This window comes from Micromonospora sp. KC213 (assembly GCF_004348325.1).
Lineage (GTDB): Bacteria > Actinomycetota > Actinomycetes > Mycobacteriales > Micromonosporaceae > Micromonospora.
The window spans coordinates 1-19,147 of record NZ_SMKF01000060.1; the positions used below are offsets into that span (position 1 = coordinate 1).

A 19,147-nucleotide genomic window follows, 5' to 3' on the forward strand; every position below is an offset into this window, starting at 1 on the left:
TCGGCGGGGCGGATGGCGCGGTGGTGAGGGTCGGGCGGACCGTCGGCGGGGCCGCCGGCCGGTCGCCGTCGCCGCCGCTGGCGGCCAGCGCCAGCGGGGCACCGATCACGATGGCGGCGAGAGTGCCCAGCGCGCCCATGGTCACGGTGGCGCGGCGGCGGGTACGCAGCCGTCGCTCGGCCCGGGTCAGTTGGTCTTCCACAGTTGGTGCCTCCTCGGCGAGATCGGTCAACGTGGTGCGGAGCAGGTGCTCGATGGGGAACGTCACCGCCGTACCTCCAGCAGTTCGATGTCCGGCAGGAGCTCGCGCAGCCGGCTCACGGCCCGGTGGGTACGGCTGCGGACGGTGCCCACCGAGCAGCCCAGCGTCTCGGCGACCTGGGTCTCGGTGAGGTCCTCGTAGTAGCGCAGGACCACCACCGTCCGCTGGGCCGGCGGCAGGTGCCGCAGCGCCGCCCGCATGGCCAACCGCAGGTCCGTGCCGCCGCTGGGATCGGCGTCGGCCCGGTCGTCGGCACCGGTGAGCAACGACTCCCGGTACCGGCGCAGCCGCCGCCACCAGCTCACGTGCTCCCGATACATGACGGTGCGCAGGTAGCCCTCCGGGTCGGCGTTGCGCAGTGTCCGCCAGCGCGGAATCGTCCGCGCCAGCGCCGACTGGAACAGGTCCTCCGCCGCGTGCCGGTTGCCGGTGAGCAGGTACGCGACCCGCATCAGCGCCGGCGTGCGGCTGGCCACGAACTCGGCCAGCCGGGCACGTTCGTCGTCGTCCACCCACCCTCCCCTTCGGCTCGTCCACAGATACAGACGCCGCAGGCCGGGCCAGCTATCCATTGCCGGGCAAGGGATGTGCTGCCGGCAAAGTGTCGGTCGTGGCCGGTACCGTCCCGCCACCAACTCCAGAAAGGGTGCGGGGGCGATGGTGAGCGTGGCCGGGCGGGGTGCTCGCTGATGCGGTCGGGGCGGGCGTGGCTGGACCGTGCGGTGGTGCAGGGCTTCTACGACCGGATGCGGGCGGTGGCGCCGGCGGCGTACGGAGCGATCGAGCGGGACCGGGTGGGTGACCCGGGGCGGCCCTTCGTCGACACGGCGTGCGGCCGGCTCGCCGGTTCGCTCGACCCGGCCGGGCTGCGTGCGTTGGGCATGTGGGCGCACCACTGGTGCATGCGGTTCTACGACGACGACACGCGCCCCGGGCTGCGGCTGGTCCGCGAGATCGCCGGCCGGCGCGGGCTGGGCTGGACGGTCGACGAGGTGCGTTGGATGCTCGGCGAGTCGTACGCGGCCGGGCCGGCCGCCGCGCACCGGTTCACCCTGCCGCTGGCCGCCGTCGCCGACCTGCCGGACGGTGCGCTCGGCGAGGTCGCGGCCGACGGGGCGGGCTGGTGGCGGCTGGTCGGCTGACCGGCCCACCTGTCCGGTCCCGGCTCGGGCCTGCCTGCCGGGTGCGGACGGCGGGGAGCGTAAGCTGGCTGGTCGTGAGTCTCACCATCGGCATCGTCGGCCTGCCCAACGTCGGCAAGAGCACCCTGTTCAACGCGCTGACCAAGAACGACGTGCTCGCGGCGAACTATCCGTTCGCCACCATCGAGCCCAACGTCGGCGTCGTCGGGCTGCCGGACGAGCGGCTGGCCACGCTCGCCGAGATCTTCTCCTCGCAGAAGGTGCTGCCCGCGCCGGTGTCGTTCGTCGACATCGCCGGCCTGGTGCGCGGCGCGTCCAAGGGGCAGGGTCGGGGCAACGCGTTTTTGGCGAACATCCGCGACGCCTCGGCGATCTGCCAGGTGGTGCGTGCCTTCTCCGACCCGAACGTGGTGCACGTCGACGGCAAGGTCTCTCCGGCCGACGACATCGAGACGATCAACACCGAGCTGATCCTCGCCGACCTGCAGACCCTGGAGAAGGCGCTGCCCCGGTTGGAGAAGGAGGCCAAGCTCCGCAAGGACCGGGCCGCCGCCGTCACCGCCGCCAAGGCCGCCGTGGAGGTCCTCGACGGCGGCACCACCCTGTACGCCGGGGCCGCCGCCGCCAAGATCGAGCTGGAGCATCTGCGCGAGCTGCACCTGCTCACCACGAAGCCGTTCCTGTACGTCTTCAACGTCGACGAGGCCGAGCTGGCCAACGCGGAGTTCCTCGACGAGCTGCGCGCGCTGGTCGCCCCCGCCGAGGCTGTCTTCATGGATGCCAAGATCGAGTCCGAGCTGGTGGACCTGCCCGAGGACGAGGCCCGCGAGCTGCTGGAGTCGATCGGCCAGCACGAGCCGGGCCTGAACCAGCTCGTCCGGGTCGGTTTCCGTACCCTCGGGCTCCAGACGTACCTCACGGCCGGCCCCAAGGAGGCGCGGGCCTGGACCATCCCGGTCGGCGCGACCGCCCCGGAGGCCGCCGGCGTGATCCACAGCGACTTCCAGCGCGGCTTCATCAAGGCCGAGGTCGTCTCCTACGACGACCTGGTCGAGGCCGGATCGATGGCGGCGGCCAAGGCGGCCGGCAAGGTCCGGATCGAGGGCAAGGAGTACGTCATGCAGGACGGCGACGTGGTGGAGTTCCGCTTCAACGTCTGACCCTTGTTCAACCACTGACCCTGGTTGATCCACTCCGTGCGCGGCAAGTCGCGGTGTCAGAGCTTCCGGACACCCTCACCTTGCGCAAGCGGAGTGGATCAAGTCGATCGCCACGCGTGCGGCGCGCCTGACCCGACGGCTTCCACGGATACCTTCTCGGCCCCGATCCGCTGGATGCGTTCGGTGCCCCACTCGCCCAGCGTGGCCAGGGCGGCATTGAGCGAGACGCCGTGCTCTGTCAGGGAGTACTCGACCTTTGGCGGCACCTCGCGGTACACCTCACGATGTACGAGGCCGTCCTCCTCCATCTCCCGAAGATGCTGAATCAGCATCTTCTCGCTGACGCCCGGAAGGCCACGTCGAAGTTCGGCGAACCGGCGTGTCCGGTGGTGGTGCAGCTCCCAGAGGATCAGCGACTTCCACTTGCCGGCCACCACGTCCATCGCCGCGTCGATGCCGCAGAAATAGGGACCACGTCGTGCTGATGGTGCCATCGGCCTCCCTCCAGGGGCACTTACCTGCGAGTTAGTACCTGACTAATTAGTCCGTACTGGCCAACTCTACTTGTGGCGGAAAGGATTCAACCGAGCGACGAAGACGAGAAGGGGCTCAAGAAATGACAGCGATCAACAGTGCTCACGTCAGTGTCCTCGGGCTGGGGGCGATGGGTGGCGCGCTCGCGGCTGCCCTGGTGAAGGCCGGACATGCGACAACCGTGTGGAACCGTTCGCCGGGGAAGGCGGACGACCTCGTCGCGCAGGGTGCGCAAGCCGCCGCCTCGCCAGGTGACGCGGTGCGGGCAAGCCCGCTGGTTGTCGCATGCCTGTTGGACCACGCGTCGGTCCACCAGGTGCTGGATCCGATCGTTGCGGAATTGGCAGGACGGACGTTGGTCAACGTGACCACGACGACACCGGCTCAGTCGCGGGAGTTGGCCGCATGGGCCGCCGCTGCCGGGATCGCGTATCTGGACGGAGGCATCCTGGCCGTACCGGACATGATCGGTCAGCCTGGATCCTCACTTCTCTACAGCGGGTCGGCCGAGGCCTTCAACCAGTACCAGCCGCTGCTCGACCTGTGGGGCACCAGTACCTACTTCGGTGACGACGCCGGTCTGGCGTCCCTGTACGACCTCGCCCTGCTCGCGGGCATGTACGTCATGTTCGCCGGTTTCATGCACGGTGCCGCCATGGTCGCGTCCGCCGGCGTGACGGCGCGCGAGTTCGCTGCCATGGCCGCACCCTGGCTGACCGCGATGACCGGCGGCTTCGAGGAGTACGCCGCAGTCATCGACGGTGGGGACTACACCGTCGACGGGCAGCAGAGCCTGGAGTTCTCCGATCTCGGCGACATCCTTACCGCCAGTACCGATGCGGGCATCAGTACCGAGGCGGTCGCTATGGTCCAGCGCCTCATCCGACGCCAGATCGACGCAGGTCATGGAAGGGAAGGCTTCGCCCGCATCATCGAGAGCATCAAGACGCCGTCCAGTTAGGTCGGCGGGGCTCCGGGCGGGGGCGACAACCTGGTTGATCCACTCGTTTGCGGCAAGTGGCGGTGTCAAGAGCTACCGGACACCGCCGCTCGGCGCACGTGGCGGAAGCCCCTGCGGATACTGGTCCGGTGACCGTCGAGTTTCCTTCGCCCACCGTCCCGGCCGCACACCGTACCGAGGTGTTCCTGCGGTACCTCGACTACTTCCGAACGAGCGTGGTGGCGAAGGTGTCCGCGTTGACCGAGGACGACGTACGCCGCAGCGTGTTGCCCTCCGGTTGGACCCCGCTGGAGCTGGTCAAGCACCTGCGTTACGTGGAACTTCGGTGGATCGAGTGGGGTTTTCAGGGGCGCGACGTCGGCGACCCGTGGGGCGACCGGCGCGAGGACCGGTGGTACGTCGCACCGGAGGAGACCCGGCACGACCTGCTGGCCGCGCTCCGCGCGCAGGGCAGGCACACGCGGGCAGTGGTGGAGGGCAGTGAACTCACGGCGGTCGGGGCACCCGGCGAGCGCTGGGACGGTGCCGACCCGGCGTCGCTGGAACGGGTGCTGTTCCACCTCGTGCAGGAGTACGCCCGTCATCTCGGGCACCTGGACATCGTGGTGGAACTGGCCGGTGGCCCGACCGGCGAGTAGGCCACTGGTGATCCACTTCAGATGCGGGATGCGGGGGTGTCGTACCGGCCGTCCGGCTAGCCGATCGTCGTGTCGGCGTTGCCGCCCGAGCTTTCTCCGGGCGAGATCACGGCCTCCGTCCAAGCGCGGGCGAGGATCTCTTCCACGGTCTCGGCCGGCGTCTGCCGGGACGTGTCGAGCCAGAGCCCGATCCGGGGCGTCTGGTGCCGCAACACACCGTCGAGCTGTTCGATGGCCCAGGTGCCGTACGCGGTCTTGCCTCGACCGGCCTCGCGGGCCGCGATGGCCTCGGTCGACGGGGCGAGTACGACCACGAGCAGGGGGCGTGCCCGGATCAGCGTCGTCATCCGGGCGAGGTCGTCGCCCAGGATGACGTCCTGGGTGACGACGGTGAAGCCGGCGTCGAAGTACGCGTCGCTCACCTGAGCCGTCAGCTGGTAACGCAGTCGAAGCTGCCGGAGCGCCTCGTCGGTGGGATCGGGCGTCATCTCGGCGCGACCGGCCACGATCATGCGTCGGAAAGAATCGCCCCGTACGTGCACGGATCGGGGCAGCCGTTCGGCGAGAGACTGCGCGACGGTCGATTTCCCGGCGGCCTGGACGCCGGTGATGAGGACGACCGCGTGCCCGATCGTCGGCTGGTTCCCGGTCCGCGCCACGGTTGGTGAGATCACTCGATCTGCCTTTCCGCCGTCCAACGGCTCGCCGCGACTGCCCGTCCGGATCACCGCCGTACCAGAAGCCGGGAAGCTCCGCTGTCACGTCCGATGCCTGGTGATCCACTCCAAGTGCGGAGTGTGGCGGTGTCGTGGTGTGCCGGACACCGCCGGCAGACCCTCGCCTTGATCCACTCCGTATGCCGCATGTCGCGGTGTCGGAGGCTTCCGGACACGCCTACTTGGCGCAAGTGGAGTGGATCATGGGGGTTGGCGGGGTGGTCAGTCGGATTCCTCGTGGTAGTAGACCGTGAACGAGTAATAGTCGCCCTCGGCGGTGATCTCGTTGTGCAGGACGATGTCCTGGATCCATACCGGGCCGAGGTCCTCGATGGTGTCGGCGAGCCGGCGCAGCAGGGCGGGTACGTCGTCCTGGGTGGGGCCGGCGGGGTTTCCCTGCGAGAAGTGCCGGATCGTATAGGGGTCGGGTAGGTCGGGCATCCTGGCAGTATTCAGGATGGTCGATAACAATCATCATCCCGGGTCGCCTGCCGGCCGGAGGTCAGTCCGGCGGGCGGGTCAGCTCGACCTCGTCGCCGGCCATGACCTCGATGTCGCCCTTCGCGTCGCGAATCTCCAACACGGGTACGCCCTCGTCGAGCTGCATCACCCGGCGCTCCCTGCCGCTCGGCATCCGTGCGATCACCGACCCGCCCGGCGGCACTTCGACCTGCCGTCGCTGGGGCACCTGACGCACCCGGGTGCCCGTTGGTCGGCTGGTCTTGACCAACCCCTCCGACCTCAGTAGCGCGATCGCCATCCGCACCGCGTCCCGGCCAATCCCATGCTCCTGGCTGAGTTGCAGCTCGCTGCCGAGTGGCGCGCCCGGAGTCAGCTCTCCGGACTCGATGCGTGCCCGGATCAGGTCGGCGAGCTGGACGTAGACCGGCGTGTGCGAATACGGATCGATGGTCATCCCGCAAGCCTTGTGCCCTTATGGCAAACACGTATGTTGGCATTGTTGGAACATTGCCTACTTGCTAGAGTCTTCCTCAGCGACGGCCACTCACCGGTTGACGAGCGGACTTCACTCGGACGTGTCCTTCGCTGCTGACCAGCCCTGTTGCCGTACCGCTGATCGGAGCTGCGGTGGCAGGGCGGGGGTGGCCCGCCCGTGCGCGGCGGGCGGGTGCGGCCACCTCATCCATCCCACGACGGCGAGGTGGACTTCATGCGTGTCCCGTTCCGACGGCCCGGCCGAAACCAGCGACCGGAGGGAGCCCACCGTCCCGACGGGGCCTACCGCTCCTCGGCGTACCTGCCGCTGCTGCCCTGGCAGGTGCGGCAGCGGCGGTTCCGTCCGGCCCGGTTCGGCCGGCGCGGCCTCGACCCGGACGAGGTGCAGGCGTTCCTCGACCGGGTGGCCGGCGACCTCGACGCGGTCTACCAGGCGCTGCGGGAGAGTCGGCTGGAGACGGCCCGGATCAAGGACGCCCTGCGCCGCTGGCAGTCCGAGCAGGCGCGCCGGATCAACGCAGGTCGGTGGTGATGGTCGAGCGGGAGCGGTACGTCGTACACCTGCCGGTGCGTGCCGCCGACCTGGCCGGCGCGGTACGACTCGCCCGGGTGCTGGCCCGGTGGGCGGGGGTGCTCTCCCCGGCCGACCCGGGGGAGACGACCGTCTCGGCGGAGGACGAGCAGGCCATACGTCACCGGGTCTTCTGCGACCTGCGGATGCCCGGCGGCCGGCGGTGCCTGCTCCGCGCCGACCACGACGGCCCCTGCTCCCGCCGACTCACCCGGCATTGACCGCCACCGAACCGCCGCCCCCTGGCCGGGTCAGGAGATGTAGTGCAGGATGACGTTGTGCACGTGGTGGCTCTTCTGGGAGCCGCGGAACTCCACCTCGTACGTGTGGGTGCCGACGTGGATGGCGATCGCCCCGGTGGAGAAGAACGACCCGCCCCACGACTTGTTGCTGACCACGCTCACGCTGGTGATCTTCGAGTACGGGATGCTGGTGATCGCGTACCGCTTGCCGACGAAGGACCGGTCCTGGATGATCACTCGACGGTCGGTCAGCCCGATGAAGCCGGTGCCGGTGCCGATGGCGTCGTAGACGGCGATGATCTGCTCGCCGTCGAGCAGTCCACTCTGGATCTGCTGGAACTGCTCCTTGCGGTCATACGTCGCATTGGCCATGGATCCACGGTAGGCAGCCGGCGCCAGCACCGGCGGCCGGTGACGGGGCGGTCGGCTACTCTGCACGCCGCAGAGCGGACACGGGGAGGAAGCGGGACATGACCGGGGACGACAGGCCGGGCCGTCCTGTGCCACCCGCCGTGCCGGAGGCCACCGACGGCGGATGGGAGCCGTGGGCGGGCCACCGGACGCGGACGAACCGGACGGCCGTCGCCGCCTTCGTCCTCGGCCTGCTCGGTGGCGTGTTCGGGCTGGTCCTCGGGCTGGTCGCGCTCGTCCAGATTCGTCGGTCCGGGCAGCGGGGGCGGGGCTTCGCCGTCGCCGGCCTGGTGCTCTGCGCGGCCTGGGCGTTCGCGGCGATGCTGGTGGTGACCGGGCTGCCGTTCCGCTCCGGCCCGCAGGAGAGCGGCGTCCGGGCCCTGCGGACGGGGGACTGCTTCCGCGTCGGCGACGCCCCGGCGGGTACGCGCACCGCGCCGGACCGGATCACCACGGTCGCCTGCACCGAACCGCACGACGGGGAGCTGATCGACCATCTGCCCGGCTACGCGCGGTACCCCGGTGAGGCGTACCCGGGCAGCGCCGCGCTCTCCGCCCGGGCGGAGAGCGAATGCCGGCGGCAGCAGCGCAGCTACGTCCTCGATCCGCTGTCGCTCCCGGCCGACGTGCGGCTGCGCTGGTACGTCCCGTCCCGCGTCGAGTGGGAGAGCGCCCCGCGGATCACCTGTTACCTGGCCGCCGGTGGGCAGCCGTTGACCCGCCCGCTGCGCCAGGACGCCACGGTGCTCCGCCCGGAGCAGTACACGTACCTGATGGCGGTTCGCGAGTTCAACGAGGCCCGTGCCGTCCTCGCCGCCGAGGGGCCGACCGCCGCGCCGGCCGAACTGCGGGCGATGGTGGAGCGGGCCGGCTCGGCGAACGCCAGCATGTGGCTCACCCTGAGCGGGGCGGCCTGGTCGGCGCAGGCCCGGGAACCGGTCGAGAAGCTGATCGCCGAGTCCCAGGGGGCGGCGATGGCCTGGCTGCGCGCGGAGCAGGCTCCCGACCGGGAGCAGATGCTGCGGCTGGCGGCACAGGCTGAGCAGCGCCGCGACCCGCAGACCGACCTGGCCGTACGCCAAGCCCTGGGATTGTCCACCGCGCAGGGCGATCCGGCCCGCTGAACCGGCGGTAGGCTGACGACGGAGTCGACCGTCAGGTCGACGTGGACGGGGGTCGGTGATGGACACCTGCCACGGAGGCGCGAGCTGCCGTCAGTGCTCGGTGACGGCTCGGTACGCGTCCTCGATGCGGGCGGCCAGGAGAACCTCGCCCTCGGTCAACGGCTCGCCGTCGCCGTGCCCGACCCGGATCTGCGTCTCACGATCCCGCCGGCTGATCTCGGGGCGCAGCCGCAGCGCGTCGGCCACCACCTTGACCCGTTCGGTCAGTGCCGCGTGCTGGGTGTCGTCCATGACGAGGGTACGGCGGATCTGCTCACCCTCGCGGGTCCACCCGCTGAGCAGTGTCAACGCGTCGCTGAGATAGTCGTGCTTGGCCCGGCTGCTGAACAGCGCGCGCATCACCGCACCTCCCAGGCGTCGTTGCCGGCTTGTGGCCAAATCGTCGCCGTCCCGTGTCCTTGTGATGCTTTCCAGTCTGTCGGGAGGACACCGGTGTGTCCACGCCCACACTTCCGTGTTCTGCTGACCTGATGGCCGGGCTAGGTACCCGAACCGCCGATTGATCTGGCACGCTGGACGCCCGTGCGGACCGAACGGGTAGACGGAAACGGACAGGCCGAGCGGCGCGAGCCGAAGGTCATCGTCGGCGCGGCGATCATCTCCGGAGGGCGGGTGCTGGCCTGCGCGCGGTCCGCGCCCCCCGAGGTGGCCGGCCGGTACGAGTTCCCCGGCGGCAAGGTCGAGCCGGGGGAGAGCGAGGTGGCCGCCCTGGTCCGCGAGTGCGCCGAGGAACTGGCGGTGCGGGTGGCGATCGGGGACCGCGTCGGCGGCGATGTCCGGATGGCCCACGGGCGTTCGGTGCTCAAGGTGTACACCGCCCGGCTGCTGCACGGGGACCAGCCGCAGGCGCTGGAGCACTCCGCCATGCGCTGGCTCTCCGCCACCGAGCTGGACACCGTCACCTGGCTGCCCGCCGACGCTCCCATCGTGGCCGCCCTCCGCCCCCTCCTGCTCGCCGCCGCTTTCTGATCAGTGCCCACAGACGCCGACGGGGGTCGGCGGCGTCAGCCGCAGGCCCCCGTCAACGTGGTGGTGCTGCTCAGTGCTTCTCGTCCTGGCTCGGGTGGGCGAAGTTGAGGTGCTCCGGAGGCAGCGGGAAGGTCACGTCGTCACCGAACGGCGACGGTGCCGCCGCCCGGTCGAAGGTCAACTCCGTCAGCGGCAGCTTGCCGCTGGCGTCCACCGCCGGGGCGGTCGGGTGCGGGACCTCACGGTGCCAGTTCACACCCTTCTGGGCCTGTACCTCGGCGCTCGGGTCGCCCGAACCCCCGCCGTGCGAGTGGACCCCGACCTGCCGAACGCCGCTGTGCACCACGGACTCCTTTCCCGCGCTGCCCGCGGTGCTCTGGGGCTCCTGACCCCGACGGAAGATCTTGCTACCAAGCCACACGAGGGGATCGTACCTGCGGTCGACGACCCGTTCCTTCATGGGGATGATCGCGTTGTCGGTGATCTTGATGTGCTCGGGGCAGACCTCCGTGCAGCACTTCGTGATGTTGCAGAAGCCGAGGCCCTGCTCCGCCTGCGCGTACTCCCGGCGGTCGGTTCGCGCGTCCAACGGGTGCATGTCCAGCTCGGCGGCCCGGATGAAGTACCGCGGCCCGGAGAACGCCGGCTTGTTCTCCTCGTGGTCGCGGATCACGTGGCAGACGTTCTGGCACAGGAAGCACTCGATGCACTTGCGGAACTCCTGCGAGCGTTCCACGTCGACCTGCTGCATCCGGTAGTCGCCCGGCGCCACGCCCTCCGGCGGGGCGAAGGCCGGGGTCTCCCGTGCCTTCTCGTAGTTGAAGGAGACGTCGGTGACCAGATCCCGGATGACCGGGAAGGTGCGCAGCGGCGTCACCGTGACCGTCTCGTCCTCGGTGAAGGTGGACATCCGGGTCATGCAGCTCAACCGCGGCTTGCCGTTGATCTCCATCGAGCAGGAGCCGCACTTGCCCGCCTTGCAGTTCCAGCGGCAGGCCAGGTCCGGCGCGTCGGTGGCCTGCAGTCGGTGGATCACGTCGAGGACCACCTCGCCCTCGTTCACCTCGACGGTGTAGTCGCGCAGGTCGCCGCCGTTCTCGTCGCCCCGCCAGATGCGGAACCGTCGCTTCGCGCCCGGCTTGCCGGCCGGGGAACCGTTGTCACCCATCCTCAGCGCTCCTCCTCGGTGAGGGCGTCGAACTCCGCGAGCTCCTCGTCGGTCAGGTACTTGGCCAGCTCGGCGCGGTCGAAGAGGCCGACCAACTCCGGCCGCATCTTCGGCAGCGGCTTGTGCGTCAGGCGTACGGTGTCGCCGTCCAGCGCGCAGACCAGGTTCACCCGCCGCCACTTCGGGTCCATCGCCGGGAAATCCTCCCGGGTGTGCCCGCCGCGGGACTCCTGCCGCTCCAGCGCCGCCATCGCGGTGCACTCCGAGACGACCAGCATGTTGCGCAGGTCCAGCGCCAGGTGCCAGCCCGGGTTGTACCGCCGGCCGCCGCTCGCGCTGACCTTGGCCACCCGCTCGCGCAGCTCCGCGAGCCGGCGCAGGGCATCCTCCAGCTCGCCCTGCCGGCGGATGATCCCCACCAGGTCCCCCATCACCGCCTGAAGGTCCTGCTGGAGGGTGTACGGGCTCTCGCCGGTGTCCCGCTGCAGGGGCGCCAGCGCCGTCTCCACCGCGGCCTCCACCGCGCTGATCGACACCCTCGGGCGGGAGGCCAACTGCTCGGTGTACGACGCCGCGTGCCCACCGGCCCGCTTACCGAAGACCAGCAGGTCGGACAGGGAGTTCCCGCCGAGCCGGTTGGAGCCGTGCATGCCGCCGGAGACCTCGCCGGCGGCGAAGAGGCCGCGCACCGTCCCGGCCGCCGCGCCGGAGTCCGGGTCCACCTCGACGCCGCCCATCACGTAGTGGCAGGTCGGGCCGACCTCCATCGGCTCCTTCGTGATGTCGACGTCGGCCAGCTCCTTGAACTGGTGGTACATCGACGGCAGGCGACGGCGGATCTCATCGGCCGACTTGCGAGAGGCGATGTCCAGGTAGACGCCGCCGGCCGGCGTACCCCGACCGGCCTTGACCTCGCTGTTGATCGCGCGGGCGACCTCGTCGCGGGGCAGCAGCTCCGGCGGACGCCGGTTGTTGTCCGGGTCGGCGTACCAGCGGTCCGCCTCGGCCTCGTTGTCCGCGTACTGCTTGCGGAACACGTCCGGCACGTAGTCGAACATGAACCGCTTGCCCTCGGAGTTCTTCAGGACACCGCCGTCACCGCGGACCGACTCGGTGACCAGGATGCCCTTCACCGAGGGTGGCCAGACCATGCCGGTCGGGTGGAACTGGAGGAACTCCATGTTGATCAGCGTCGCCCCGGCCCGCAGCGCCAGCGCGTGCCCGTCCCCGGTGTACTCCCACGAGTTCGAGGTGACCTTGTACGACCGGCCCACGCCACCGGTGGCCAGCACCACCGCCGGTGCCTCGAAGAGGACGAACTCGCCGGACTCCCGGTAGTAGCCGAACGCGCCGGCTATCCGGTCCCCGTCGAGCAGCAGCTCGGTGATGGTCGTCTCGGAGAAGACCTTGATCCGGGCCTCGTAGTCGCCGAGATCGCGCTTGTCCTCCTGTTGGAGGGAGACGATCTTCTGCTGGAGGGTGCGGATCAGCTCCAGGCCGGTCCGGTCGCCGACGTGCGCCAGCCGGGGGTACTCGTGGCCGCCGAAGTTGCGCTGGGAGATCTTGCCGTCCTTGGTGCGGTCGAAGAGCGCACCGTACGTCTCCAGCTCCCAGATCCGCTGCGGCGACTCCTTGGCGTGCAGCTCGGCCATCCGGAAGTTGTTCAGGAACTTGCCGCCGCGCATGGTGTCGCGGAAGTGCACCTGCCAGTTGTCCCGGCTGTTGACGTTGCCCATGGCGGCGGCCGCGCCACCCTCGGCCATCACCGTGTGCGCCTTGCCGAACAGGGACTTCGAGATGATCGCCGTCTTCCGGCCGGCCAGCCGGGCCTCGATCGCCGCGCGCAGACCGGCGCCGCCGGCCCCGATCACGACGACATCGTAGTGGTGTCGTTCGATGCGAGTGGTAGTCGTCATGTCCAGGCGCCCTCTAGTTGATGAACCGCAGGTCGTCGATCCACTCGGCCGCCACCGCCATGACGTAGAAGTCGGTGAGGGCGAGGGTGCCGAGGGTGATCCAGGCGAGCTGCATGTGCCGGACGTTCAGCTTGGACACGAACGTCCAGGCCCGGTAGCGCACCGGGCTTGTGGAGAAGTGCTTGAGCCGACCGCCGATGATGTGTCGGCAGGAGTGGCAGGAGATGGTGTACGCCCAGAGCATCACCACGTTGCCGAGCAGGATGATGTTGCCCAGCCCGAACCCGAAGCCCTTCGGGGAGTGGAAGGCCAGGATCGCGTCCCAGGTGTTGATCAGCGAGATGATCGCGGCGGCGTAGAAGAAGTAGCGGTGCAGGTTCTGCCCGAGCAGCGGGAACCGGGTCTCGCCGCTGTAGGTCGTGTGCCCGTCCGGCACCGCGCAGGCCGGGGGCGACAGCCAGAACGACCGGTAGTACGCCTTGCGGTAGTAGTAGCAGGTCAGCCGGAACAGCAGCAGGAACGGCAGGGTCAACGCCGCGTCCGGAACGATCCACCAGCCGGGCAGGAACCGGCCGAAGTGTGAGGCGCCCTCGACGCACCGGTCGGTCACACAGGGGGAGTAGAACGGGGTCAGGTAGTGGTACGACTCGACCCAGTACCACTTGTGCATGAAGACCCGGACCGTCGCGTACGCCACCCAGGCGGTGAGGCCGACGACGGTCAGCAGTGGGGCGAGCCACCAGCGGTCCGTCCGCAATGTCCTCGCCGCGATCGCGGCGCGTGCCCGCGTTCCCCGCGGCCGCATTGCCGTTGATGTCATTCCAGTCTCCCTGACGGGCCCCGCAAGGGGGCGGCGGGTCACCTTCCGTACCGGTCAGCGGACCGGCCAGACCGCGTCCGCTGCCACCTCTCGCGCACACCAACGACCGCGCCGGAACACCGGCGCAGCTAAGTGACACACGTTACGCCGATCTCCACGATCCGGCCGCGCAACGCAGTGTCCCGTGTGTCCCGCACGTTGGAAAGACCCGGACCATGATCAATGTCTGGTGGGTGGCTACAGGTGCCGGCGGAGGAAGTCCAGCTCCAGGCGGAGCAGGCGCTCCGACACCCCACCCGCCGCCAGGTGCGTCGCCCCGGTCAGCGGCAACACCGCGTGCGGCCGGCCGGTGGACAGCAGCGCCGCCGAGAGCCGCAGCGTGTGCGCGGCCAGCACGTTGTCGTCGGCCATGCCGTGCACCAGCAACAGCGGCCGGGCCTGCTCCGTGGCGACCACCGGCTCGGCGGCCAGCTCCACCAACGAGTGGTGGGCGTAGACGTCGATCCCGTCGTCCGGCATCCCCAGGTAGCGCTCCGTGTAGGCGGTGTCGTACAGGGACCAGTCGGTGACCGGGGCGCCGGCGATCCCACAGCGGAACAGCTCCGGATGACGCAGCACCGCCAACCCGGCCAGCCACCCCCCGAACGACCGGCCGCGCACCGCCACCCGGTCCAGGTCCAGGTCCGGGTGCTTGTCGGCCAGCGCGGTCAGCGCGTCGATCTGGTCGGCCAGGATCACGTCGGCCATCCGCCGGTGGATTGCCTTCTCGAACGAGGGGGCCACCCCCGCCGTACCCCGGTTGTCGATCGTCACCACGGCGAAGCCCTGCTCGGCCCACCACTGCCGCTCCAGCCAGGCCGCCCGGGCGGCCACCACCTCCTGGTGACCGGGGCCGCCGTAGACGTCCAACAGCACCGGCAGCCGGGTGCCCTTGACATGATCGGTCGGGTACAGCACCCCGGTCGGCAGTCGCCGGTCGGTCACCCGGACCAGCGTCGGCCGCGGCGCGTACGGCGGGGTTGCCGCCAGCGACCGCAGCCGGGCAACCTCCCCGTCGCCGCGCCACACCGACCAGGTGGTGCCCGGGTCGTCCAGGGTGGCGGTGCCGACCACCAGCACGTCCCCGCCGACGGCGGCGGTGTGCCAACCGGGAGTGCCGCTCATCCGCCGGGTGTCCACCCCACCGCCGATCGTGGTCCGCACCCGGAACAGGTGGCGCTGGCTCGGCTCGCCCTCGCTCGCCTCGACCAGCAGGTCGGCCGGGCCGCCGCCGGTCGGCAGCCGTCCCACCACCCGGCGGACGTACAGCGACGGCGGGGTGAGCAGGGTTCCGTCGGCGAACAGGCAACGGGCGTCGTACCCGTCGTGGGCCAGCTCGCCGCCGACCAGCACCCGGCCGTCCGGCAGGTGCGCCGGGGTACCCGGGATCGGCTCCACCCAGCGCGGGTCGGCCAGCTCGGCGTGCACCTGCGTCTCCCCGGTTCGCGGGTCGACCGCCAGCACCAAACCGTGCTGCTGCGAGCGACGCAGCACGGTGATCAGCGGCCCGCCGTCGGCCCAGGTCACCGACGCCAGGTAGGGGTAGGTCTCCCGGTCCCAGTGCACGTCGACCCAGCCGCCGTCGAGGTCGAGCAGGTGCAGGCTGACCTCGGCGTTCGGGCCGCCCGCCCGCGGGTACGCAACGCTGGCCGGTGGGCTCGCCGGGTCGGTGGGGTCGTGCAGGTACCAGCGCGGCAGTCGGCTCTCGTCGACCCGGGCGGCCAGCACCGACCGGCCGTCCGGAGCCCACCAGTAGCCGCGGAACCGGTGAAACTCCTCGGCCGCCACGTGCTCGGCCAGCCCCCAGGTCACCCCGGAGTCCTCCCCGGCCAGCAGGTTGTCGGCGCCGTCGGGCTCGATGACGCGCAGCTCACCCCGGCGGACCCCCTCGGCGGCGTCCGTGACGTACGCCAGCCGCTCGCCGGTCGGATCGGGGCGCGGATCGAGCACCGGCCCGACGGTGTGCACCTCGACCACGTCGCCGTGCACCAGGTCGGCCCGGAACAGCCGGCCGGCCAGCGGGAAGACCGCCACCCGACCCGCCGCGTCCAGCGCGTACGAGCCGATGCCGCCGGTGTTCAGGCGTTGCCGTTCGCGCAGCGCCCGTTCCCCGGGCGAAAGCACCGCCGGGTCGTCCCCGCCCAGCAGCGCGGCCGGGTCGGCGATCAGCCGTTCCTCGCCGGTCGCCACGTCCAGCGCCCAGAGCGCCTCGGTCGGGTCCTCCGGGCCGCCCGAGCGGAGGAAGACCACCCGGGAACCGTCGTCGGCCACGGTGACGGCGCGCGGCGCCCCGTGGCTGAACCGACGGGTACGGGCGGCCAGCTCGGGAAAGTCCACGCCTCGGATGGTAGGTGCGGCCCTGGTGGGATGTGGCCGACCTGAGGGACGCGTAACCGTCGGCGGACCAGAACCGCCGGTTAGAGTGACGCTCGTGACGACGCTGCCCGACCGACGCCTGTTGCTGGTCCACGCGCACCCCGACGACGAGTCCATCGGCACCGGATCGACGATGGCGCACTACGCCGCCACCGGCGCCCACGTCACGCTGGTGACCTGCACCCTCGGCGAGGAGGGCGAGATCCACGTACCGGAGCTGGCCCAGCTCGCCGCGGCCGAGGCCGACCAGCTCGGCGGCTACCGGATCGGCGAGCTGGCCGCCGCCTGCGCCGCGCTCGGCGTCACCGACCACCGCTTCCTCGGTGGGGCCGGCCGCTACCGCGACTCCGGCATGATGGGGCTGGCCACCAACGACCATCCCCGCGCCTTCTGGCAGGCCGACCTGGACGAGGCCGCCGGGCACCTGGTGGAGATCATGCGCGAGGTCCGTCCGCAGGTCATGATCACGTACGACCCGAACGGCTTCTACGGCCATCCCGACCACATCCAGGCCCACCGGGTGGCGATGCGGGCGCACGAGCTGGCGTCCGCGCAGGGCTGCGCCCCGGCCAAGGTCTACTGGACGGCCATGCCGCGCAGCGTGCTGGAAGCCGGCCTGTTCGCCTTCGTCGAGGCGTCGGACAACCCCTTCGCGGGCATCAGCAGCGCCGACGAGCTGCCCTTCGGTACCCCGGACGACGAGATCGCCGCCCGCATCGACGCCACCGACCAGCACGCCGCCAAGGAGGCGGCGATGCGCGCCCACGCCACCCAGATCCCGGCCACCTCGTGGCTCTACTCCATCGCCGGCAACTTCGGCGCCGAGTTCATGGGGGTGGAGTACTTCACCCTGGCGGTGGGGGAGAAGGGTCCGGGCGCGGGCCGGTACGGCTGGGAGGCCGACCTCTTCGCCGGCTTGGCGGCGGAGCGGCCGGACCGTTCCTCGGCCGCGACGGCCGGACTCCGGTGACCCTGCCCGCCGCGCCGATGCCCCTCGTGGAGCAGGAGACCGTTGCGCCGCCACCGCCGGGCGCGGGGTACCGCCTGGCCGACCGGGCCCTGCGGGTGGCCGGCGGCATCGTCTCGGCCGCCGGCGGGGTGCTCGCCGCCGTGCTCGGGCTGGTGCTGGCTCCGGTACGGGTCGACGGTCACCTGGTCGGGGTGTCGGTGCCGGTGACCATCGCCGCCGCGATCGTGCTGAGCTGGTTCGCGTATGTGACAGTCGGCCGGACGTGGGCGCTGGCGCTGCCCGCGCTGCCCTGGTTCGCGCTGATGGCGATGGGGGCGGTCCGGACGGCCGAGGGTGACCTGCTGCTGACCGGGGACAACTGGGTCGGGCTGGCGATGATCACGGCCGGCGCGATGACCTTCGCGGTGATGGCGTTCCGCCGGATCGTCAGCTCGCCGCAGCGCGGTCACCACGGGTGATGACGGCACTCAGGGTGTGGTGGTAGACATTCCTGCCAGAAGGCCCGCCGCGGGGGCGGGCGGTACGGCGGGAGGCGTGCGATGAAGGATCGGTGGCGCGCGATCGGTGTGCTGGCGGGAGCGCTGTTCGCGGTCAACGTGGTGGCTCGGGTGATCATCAAGCTCGGCTTCGACGGCAACGACACCGCCGCCGACCGGGTCTCGCTCGGCATGTTCGTGGTGATCGGGACGGCCCTTGCCGCGATCGTCTTCGTGCAGGGGCGGACCCGTCCGGCCGGATCCTGGGGTGCCGACGTGGGCGCGGCGGTGGCGATCGCGCTGGCGTTGACCGTGCTGGTCGGGCCGCTGCTGGTCGGCAACAACCCGTTCGGCGGGGGCGCCGGGCTGTTCTTCGCCCAGATCTGGCTGTACCTGCTGGCCGCCGGCGCCGGTGTGGCCATCGGCTATCTGGTGTTGACCGCGCTCGGCCTCGATCACCGTTCCCAGCAGCTCAAGCGGTACGCCGAGACCAAGGCGGCGAAGCCCCGCCGGGTCGTCCGGCGCTGACCGGCCCCGCAGGGGCGGCCGGCTGCGTGCCGGCGTTGGTCGACTCCGTGTGCGGTGATCGGTGCTGTCCTGGTCAGGGCATAGCGCCGTTTGCCGCAAACGGAGTCGATCATCAGGCGGGTGGAGCGACCCGGGTCAGGTAGGTGTGGTGGGTGGTGAAGCCGAGCCCCCGGTAGAGCGCCACCGCAGCCGTGTTGCGCTGCTCCACCTGGAGGAAGGCCCGGGTGGCGCCCTCCGCGCGGGCCCAGTCGGCCAGTGCGCCGACCACCCGCCTGGCCAGCCCTCGCCGCCGTGCCTCGGGCACCACCTCGATCAGGCTGAGTCCCAGCCAACGCCCCTGCCCGGTGATCGTGCCCCGACCCGTCGCGAGCAGCCTGCCGTCGGCGTACACCTGGGCGAAGCGGACCCGGCGCACGGCGGTCAGCACGTGCCGGGCAGAGTCCGGCAGGCCACCCTTACGGTCGGCGGCGATCGCCAGCCAGTCCTCCGACGGGGCGGTCGCCAGCTCGACCAGCGGCGTGTCGGCGGCCAGCGGCGGAGCCGGCGGCGGTGCGGCCAGCGACGCGGTCTGCACCAACACCAGCGGCCGGGCCGTCCACCCCCGGGCGTCCAGTTCCGCGCCGACCGGGGTGGCCAGCGGCAGCGGGGTGTTGACCATGGCCGGCTGGCCGAGGTCGGCGTACCAGCGCAGCACCGCGTCGACCGCCTCGGGCAGCGGCCGGTCCGGGTCGCCGACCGGCAGGGCGGAGTTGGCCCGACCGCTCCAGCCCTCGGCGGAACGCAACAGCCAGCCGCCGAGCCGGCCCCGTACCGCCGCCGGCCAGGCCTCATCGGCGGCCAGCTCCAACTCGACGACGGCGGCGGCGGTGGGCCGCCGGGTCGCCGGCACCCGCTTGGCCCGGTGCACCTCGTCCAGCGCCACCCGCAGCCGACCCTGGGCCGTGGCCAGCGTCAGGTGCGTGCCGGTCAGCTCGACCAGTTCGCCGAGGGCGTCCGAGAAGAGCGGCCGGCCGGCACGCTCACCCACGACCCGCCGGACCACGATCCGGTGTCCCACGTCCTGCTGTCGGAGCACGATCGACCTCCTCCCCGGCGAGATACTAGGCT

At 71.0% G+C, this 19,147-nt stretch carries 23 protein-coding genes and 1 pseudogene; 11 read left to right on the forward strand and 13 right to left on the reverse strand.

What is annotated here, in order from left to right:
* Together E1166_RS14565 and E1166_RS14570 are read right to left on the reverse strand one after the other, a co-directional pair.
* A pseudogene (locus tag E1166_RS14565) lies at nucleotides 1-268 on the reverse strand (hypothetical protein); the annotation flags it as partial.
* Nucleotides 265-774: a SigE family RNA polymerase sigma factor gene (locus E1166_RS14570; protein ID WP_132271210.1), complete on the reverse strand. Its 510-nt coding sequence runs from the start codon at nucleotides 772-774 to the stop codon at nucleotides 265-267. The pseudogene E1166_RS14565 and the gene E1166_RS14570, both read right to left, overlap by 4 nt.
* A 177-nt stretch (nucleotides 775-951) precedes the next feature.
* Between E1166_RS14570 and E1166_RS14575 the strand changes: the two genes are divergently transcribed.
* Nucleotides 952-1,404, forward strand: coding sequence for a hypothetical protein (locus E1166_RS14575; protein WP_132339273.1), 453 nt, complete (start codon nucleotides 952-954; stop codon nucleotides 1,402-1,404).
* 74 nt (nucleotides 1,405-1,478) lie between these two features.
* Nucleotides 1,479-2,564: a redox-regulated ATPase YchF gene (ychF, locus tag E1166_RS14580; protein ID WP_132339275.1), complete on the forward strand. Its 1,086-nt coding sequence runs from the start codon at nucleotides 1,479-1,481 to the stop codon at nucleotides 2,562-2,564.
* A gap of 98 nt (nucleotides 2,565-2,662) precedes the next feature.
* Here ychF and E1166_RS14585 read toward each other — a convergent pair whose 3' ends face one another.
* Nucleotides 2,663-3,058 carry a helix-turn-helix domain-containing protein gene (locus tag E1166_RS14585; RefSeq protein WP_132339277.1) on the reverse strand — a complete coding sequence of 132 codons (396 nt, stop codon included), beginning with the start codon at nucleotides 3,056-3,058 and terminating at the stop codon, nucleotides 2,663-2,665.
* A gap of 122 nt (nucleotides 3,059-3,180) precedes the next feature.
* Here E1166_RS14585 and E1166_RS14590 point away from each other — a divergent pair, with 122 nt between their 5' ends.
* Together E1166_RS14590 and E1166_RS14595 are read left to right on the forward strand one after the other, a co-directional pair.
* Nucleotides 3,181-4,059 carry an NAD(P)-binding domain-containing protein gene (locus E1166_RS14590; RefSeq protein WP_132339279.1) on the forward strand — a complete coding sequence of 293 codons (879 nt, stop codon included), beginning with the start codon at nucleotides 3,181-3,183 and terminating at the stop codon, nucleotides 4,057-4,059.
* A 128-nt stretch (nucleotides 4,060-4,187) separates the two neighbouring features.
* Nucleotides 4,188-4,697 carry a DinB family protein gene (locus E1166_RS14595; protein ID WP_132339281.1) on the forward strand — a complete coding sequence of 170 codons (510 nt, stop codon included), beginning with the start codon at nucleotides 4,188-4,190 and terminating at the stop codon, nucleotides 4,695-4,697.
* Nucleotides 4,698-4,753: 56 nt separating this feature from the next.
* Here the strand turns inward: E1166_RS14595 and E1166_RS14600 are convergent, their stop codons facing one another.
* The 3 genes from E1166_RS14600 to E1166_RS14610 all read right to left on the reverse strand — a co-directional run bounded on the left by E1166_RS14600 (nucleotide 4,754) and on the right by E1166_RS14610 (nucleotide 6,329).
* On the reverse strand, nucleotides 4,754-5,371 hold the full coding sequence (locus tag E1166_RS14600; protein ID WP_207914239.1) for an AAA family ATPase: 618 nt from the start codon (nucleotides 5,369-5,371) through the stop codon (nucleotides 4,754-4,756).
* A gap of 264 nt (nucleotides 5,372-5,635) precedes the next feature.
* Nucleotides 5,636-5,854 (reverse strand): hypothetical protein, encoded by a 219-nt coding sequence (locus tag E1166_RS14605; RefSeq protein WP_132270845.1) that lies wholly within the window; start codon nucleotides 5,852-5,854, stop codon nucleotides 5,636-5,638.
* A 61-nt stretch (nucleotides 5,855-5,915) separates the two neighbouring features.
* Nucleotides 5,916-6,329 carry a winged helix-turn-helix domain-containing protein gene (locus E1166_RS14610; RefSeq protein WP_132339283.1) on the reverse strand — a complete coding sequence of 138 codons (414 nt, stop codon included), beginning with the start codon at nucleotides 6,327-6,329 and terminating at the stop codon, nucleotides 5,916-5,918.
* A 255-nt stretch (nucleotides 6,330-6,584) separates the two neighbouring features.
* Between E1166_RS14610 and E1166_RS14615 the strand changes: the two genes are divergently transcribed.
* Nucleotides 6,585-6,902, forward strand: a complete 318-nt coding sequence (locus E1166_RS14615) for a DivIVA domain-containing protein (protein ID WP_132265747.1) — start codon at nucleotides 6,585-6,587, stop codon at nucleotides 6,900-6,902.
* A complete protein-coding gene (locus E1166_RS14620; RefSeq protein ID WP_132339285.1) occupies nucleotides 6,902-7,162 on the forward strand; it encodes a hypothetical protein in 261 nt (86 codons plus the stop codon). The genes E1166_RS14615 and E1166_RS14620 overlap by 1 nt, the downstream gene beginning before the upstream one ends.
* A 30-nt stretch (nucleotides 7,163-7,192) precedes the next feature.
* Here E1166_RS14620 and E1166_RS14625 read toward each other — a convergent pair whose 3' ends face one another.
* Nucleotides 7,193-7,555 (reverse strand): PH domain-containing protein, encoded by a 363-nt coding sequence (locus E1166_RS14625; protein WP_132265743.1) that lies wholly within the window; start codon nucleotides 7,553-7,555, stop codon nucleotides 7,193-7,195.
* A gap of 98 nt (nucleotides 7,556-7,653) precedes the next feature.
* On the opposite strand from E1166_RS14625, the gene E1166_RS14630 reads away from it, so the two are divergent.
* Nucleotides 7,654-8,718, forward strand: a complete 1,065-nt coding sequence (locus E1166_RS14630) for a DUF4190 domain-containing protein (RefSeq protein ID WP_132339287.1) — start codon at nucleotides 7,654-7,656, stop codon at nucleotides 8,716-8,718.
* A gap of 90 nt (nucleotides 8,719-8,808) precedes the next feature.
* On the opposite strand, the gene E1166_RS14635 is transcribed toward E1166_RS14630, so the two are convergent.
* Nucleotides 8,809-9,117 (reverse strand): 4a-hydroxytetrahydrobiopterin dehydratase, encoded by a 309-nt coding sequence (locus E1166_RS14635; protein WP_132265739.1) that lies wholly within the window; start codon nucleotides 9,115-9,117, stop codon nucleotides 8,809-8,811.
* Between the two features lie 183 nt (nucleotides 9,118-9,300).
* Here E1166_RS14635 and E1166_RS14640 point away from each other — a divergent pair, with 183 nt between their 5' ends.
* Nucleotides 9,301-9,747, forward strand: coding sequence for a (deoxy)nucleoside triphosphate pyrophosphohydrolase (locus E1166_RS14640; RefSeq protein ID WP_132265737.1), 447 nt, complete (start codon nucleotides 9,301-9,303; stop codon nucleotides 9,745-9,747).
* A gap of 70 nt (nucleotides 9,748-9,817) precedes the next feature.
* On the opposite strand, the gene E1166_RS14645 is transcribed toward E1166_RS14640, so the two are convergent.
* From E1166_RS14645 to E1166_RS14660, 4 genes are all read right to left on the reverse strand, one after another.
* Nucleotides 9,818-10,915 carry a succinate dehydrogenase/fumarate reductase iron-sulfur subunit gene (locus E1166_RS14645; protein ID WP_132265735.1) on the reverse strand — a complete coding sequence of 366 codons (1,098 nt, stop codon included), beginning with the start codon at nucleotides 10,913-10,915 and terminating at the stop codon, nucleotides 9,818-9,820.
* Nucleotides 10,916-10,917: 2 nt separating this feature from the next.
* A complete protein-coding gene (locus E1166_RS14650) occupies nucleotides 10,918-12,831 on the reverse strand; it encodes a fumarate reductase/succinate dehydrogenase flavoprotein subunit (RefSeq protein WP_132339289.1) in 1,914 nt (637 codons plus the stop codon).
* 13 nt (nucleotides 12,832-12,844) lie between these two features.
* Nucleotides 12,845-13,651, reverse strand: coding sequence for a hypothetical protein (locus E1166_RS14655; RefSeq protein ID WP_132339291.1), 807 nt, complete (start codon nucleotides 13,649-13,651; stop codon nucleotides 12,845-12,847).
* Between the two features lie 237 nt (nucleotides 13,652-13,888).
* Nucleotides 13,889-16,027: a prolyl oligopeptidase family serine peptidase gene (locus tag E1166_RS14660; protein WP_132339293.1), complete on the reverse strand. Its 2,139-nt coding sequence runs from the start codon at nucleotides 16,025-16,027 to the stop codon at nucleotides 13,889-13,891.
* 85 nt (nucleotides 16,028-16,112) lie between these two features.
* Here E1166_RS14660 and mshB point away from each other — a divergent pair, with 85 nt between their 5' ends.
* The 3 genes from mshB (at nucleotide 16,113) to E1166_RS14675 (ending at nucleotide 18,040) form a co-directional block, all read left to right on the forward strand.
* Nucleotides 16,113-17,036: an N-acetyl-1-D-myo-inositol-2-amino-2-deoxy-alpha-D-glucopyranoside deacetylase gene (gene mshB, locus E1166_RS14665; protein WP_132339295.1), complete on the forward strand. Its 924-nt coding sequence runs from the start codon at nucleotides 16,113-16,115 to the stop codon at nucleotides 17,034-17,036.
* A gap of 17 nt (nucleotides 17,037-17,053) precedes the next feature.
* Nucleotides 17,054-17,494, forward strand: a complete 441-nt coding sequence (locus E1166_RS14670) for a hypothetical protein (RefSeq protein WP_132265725.1) — start codon at nucleotides 17,054-17,056, stop codon at nucleotides 17,492-17,494.
* A gap of 81 nt (nucleotides 17,495-17,575) precedes the next feature.
* Entirely contained in the window at nucleotides 17,576-18,040 is a 465-nt protein-coding gene (locus E1166_RS14675) for a hypothetical protein (RefSeq protein WP_132339297.1), read from the forward strand.
* Between the two features lie 112 nt (nucleotides 18,041-18,152).
* On the opposite strand, the gene E1166_RS14680 is transcribed toward E1166_RS14675, so the two are convergent.
* On the reverse strand, nucleotides 18,153-19,115 hold the full coding sequence (locus tag E1166_RS14680; RefSeq protein ID WP_132339299.1) for a GNAT family N-acetyltransferase: 963 nt from the start codon (nucleotides 19,113-19,115) through the stop codon (nucleotides 18,153-18,155).
* Nucleotides 19,116-19,147 lie beyond the last annotated feature (32 nt).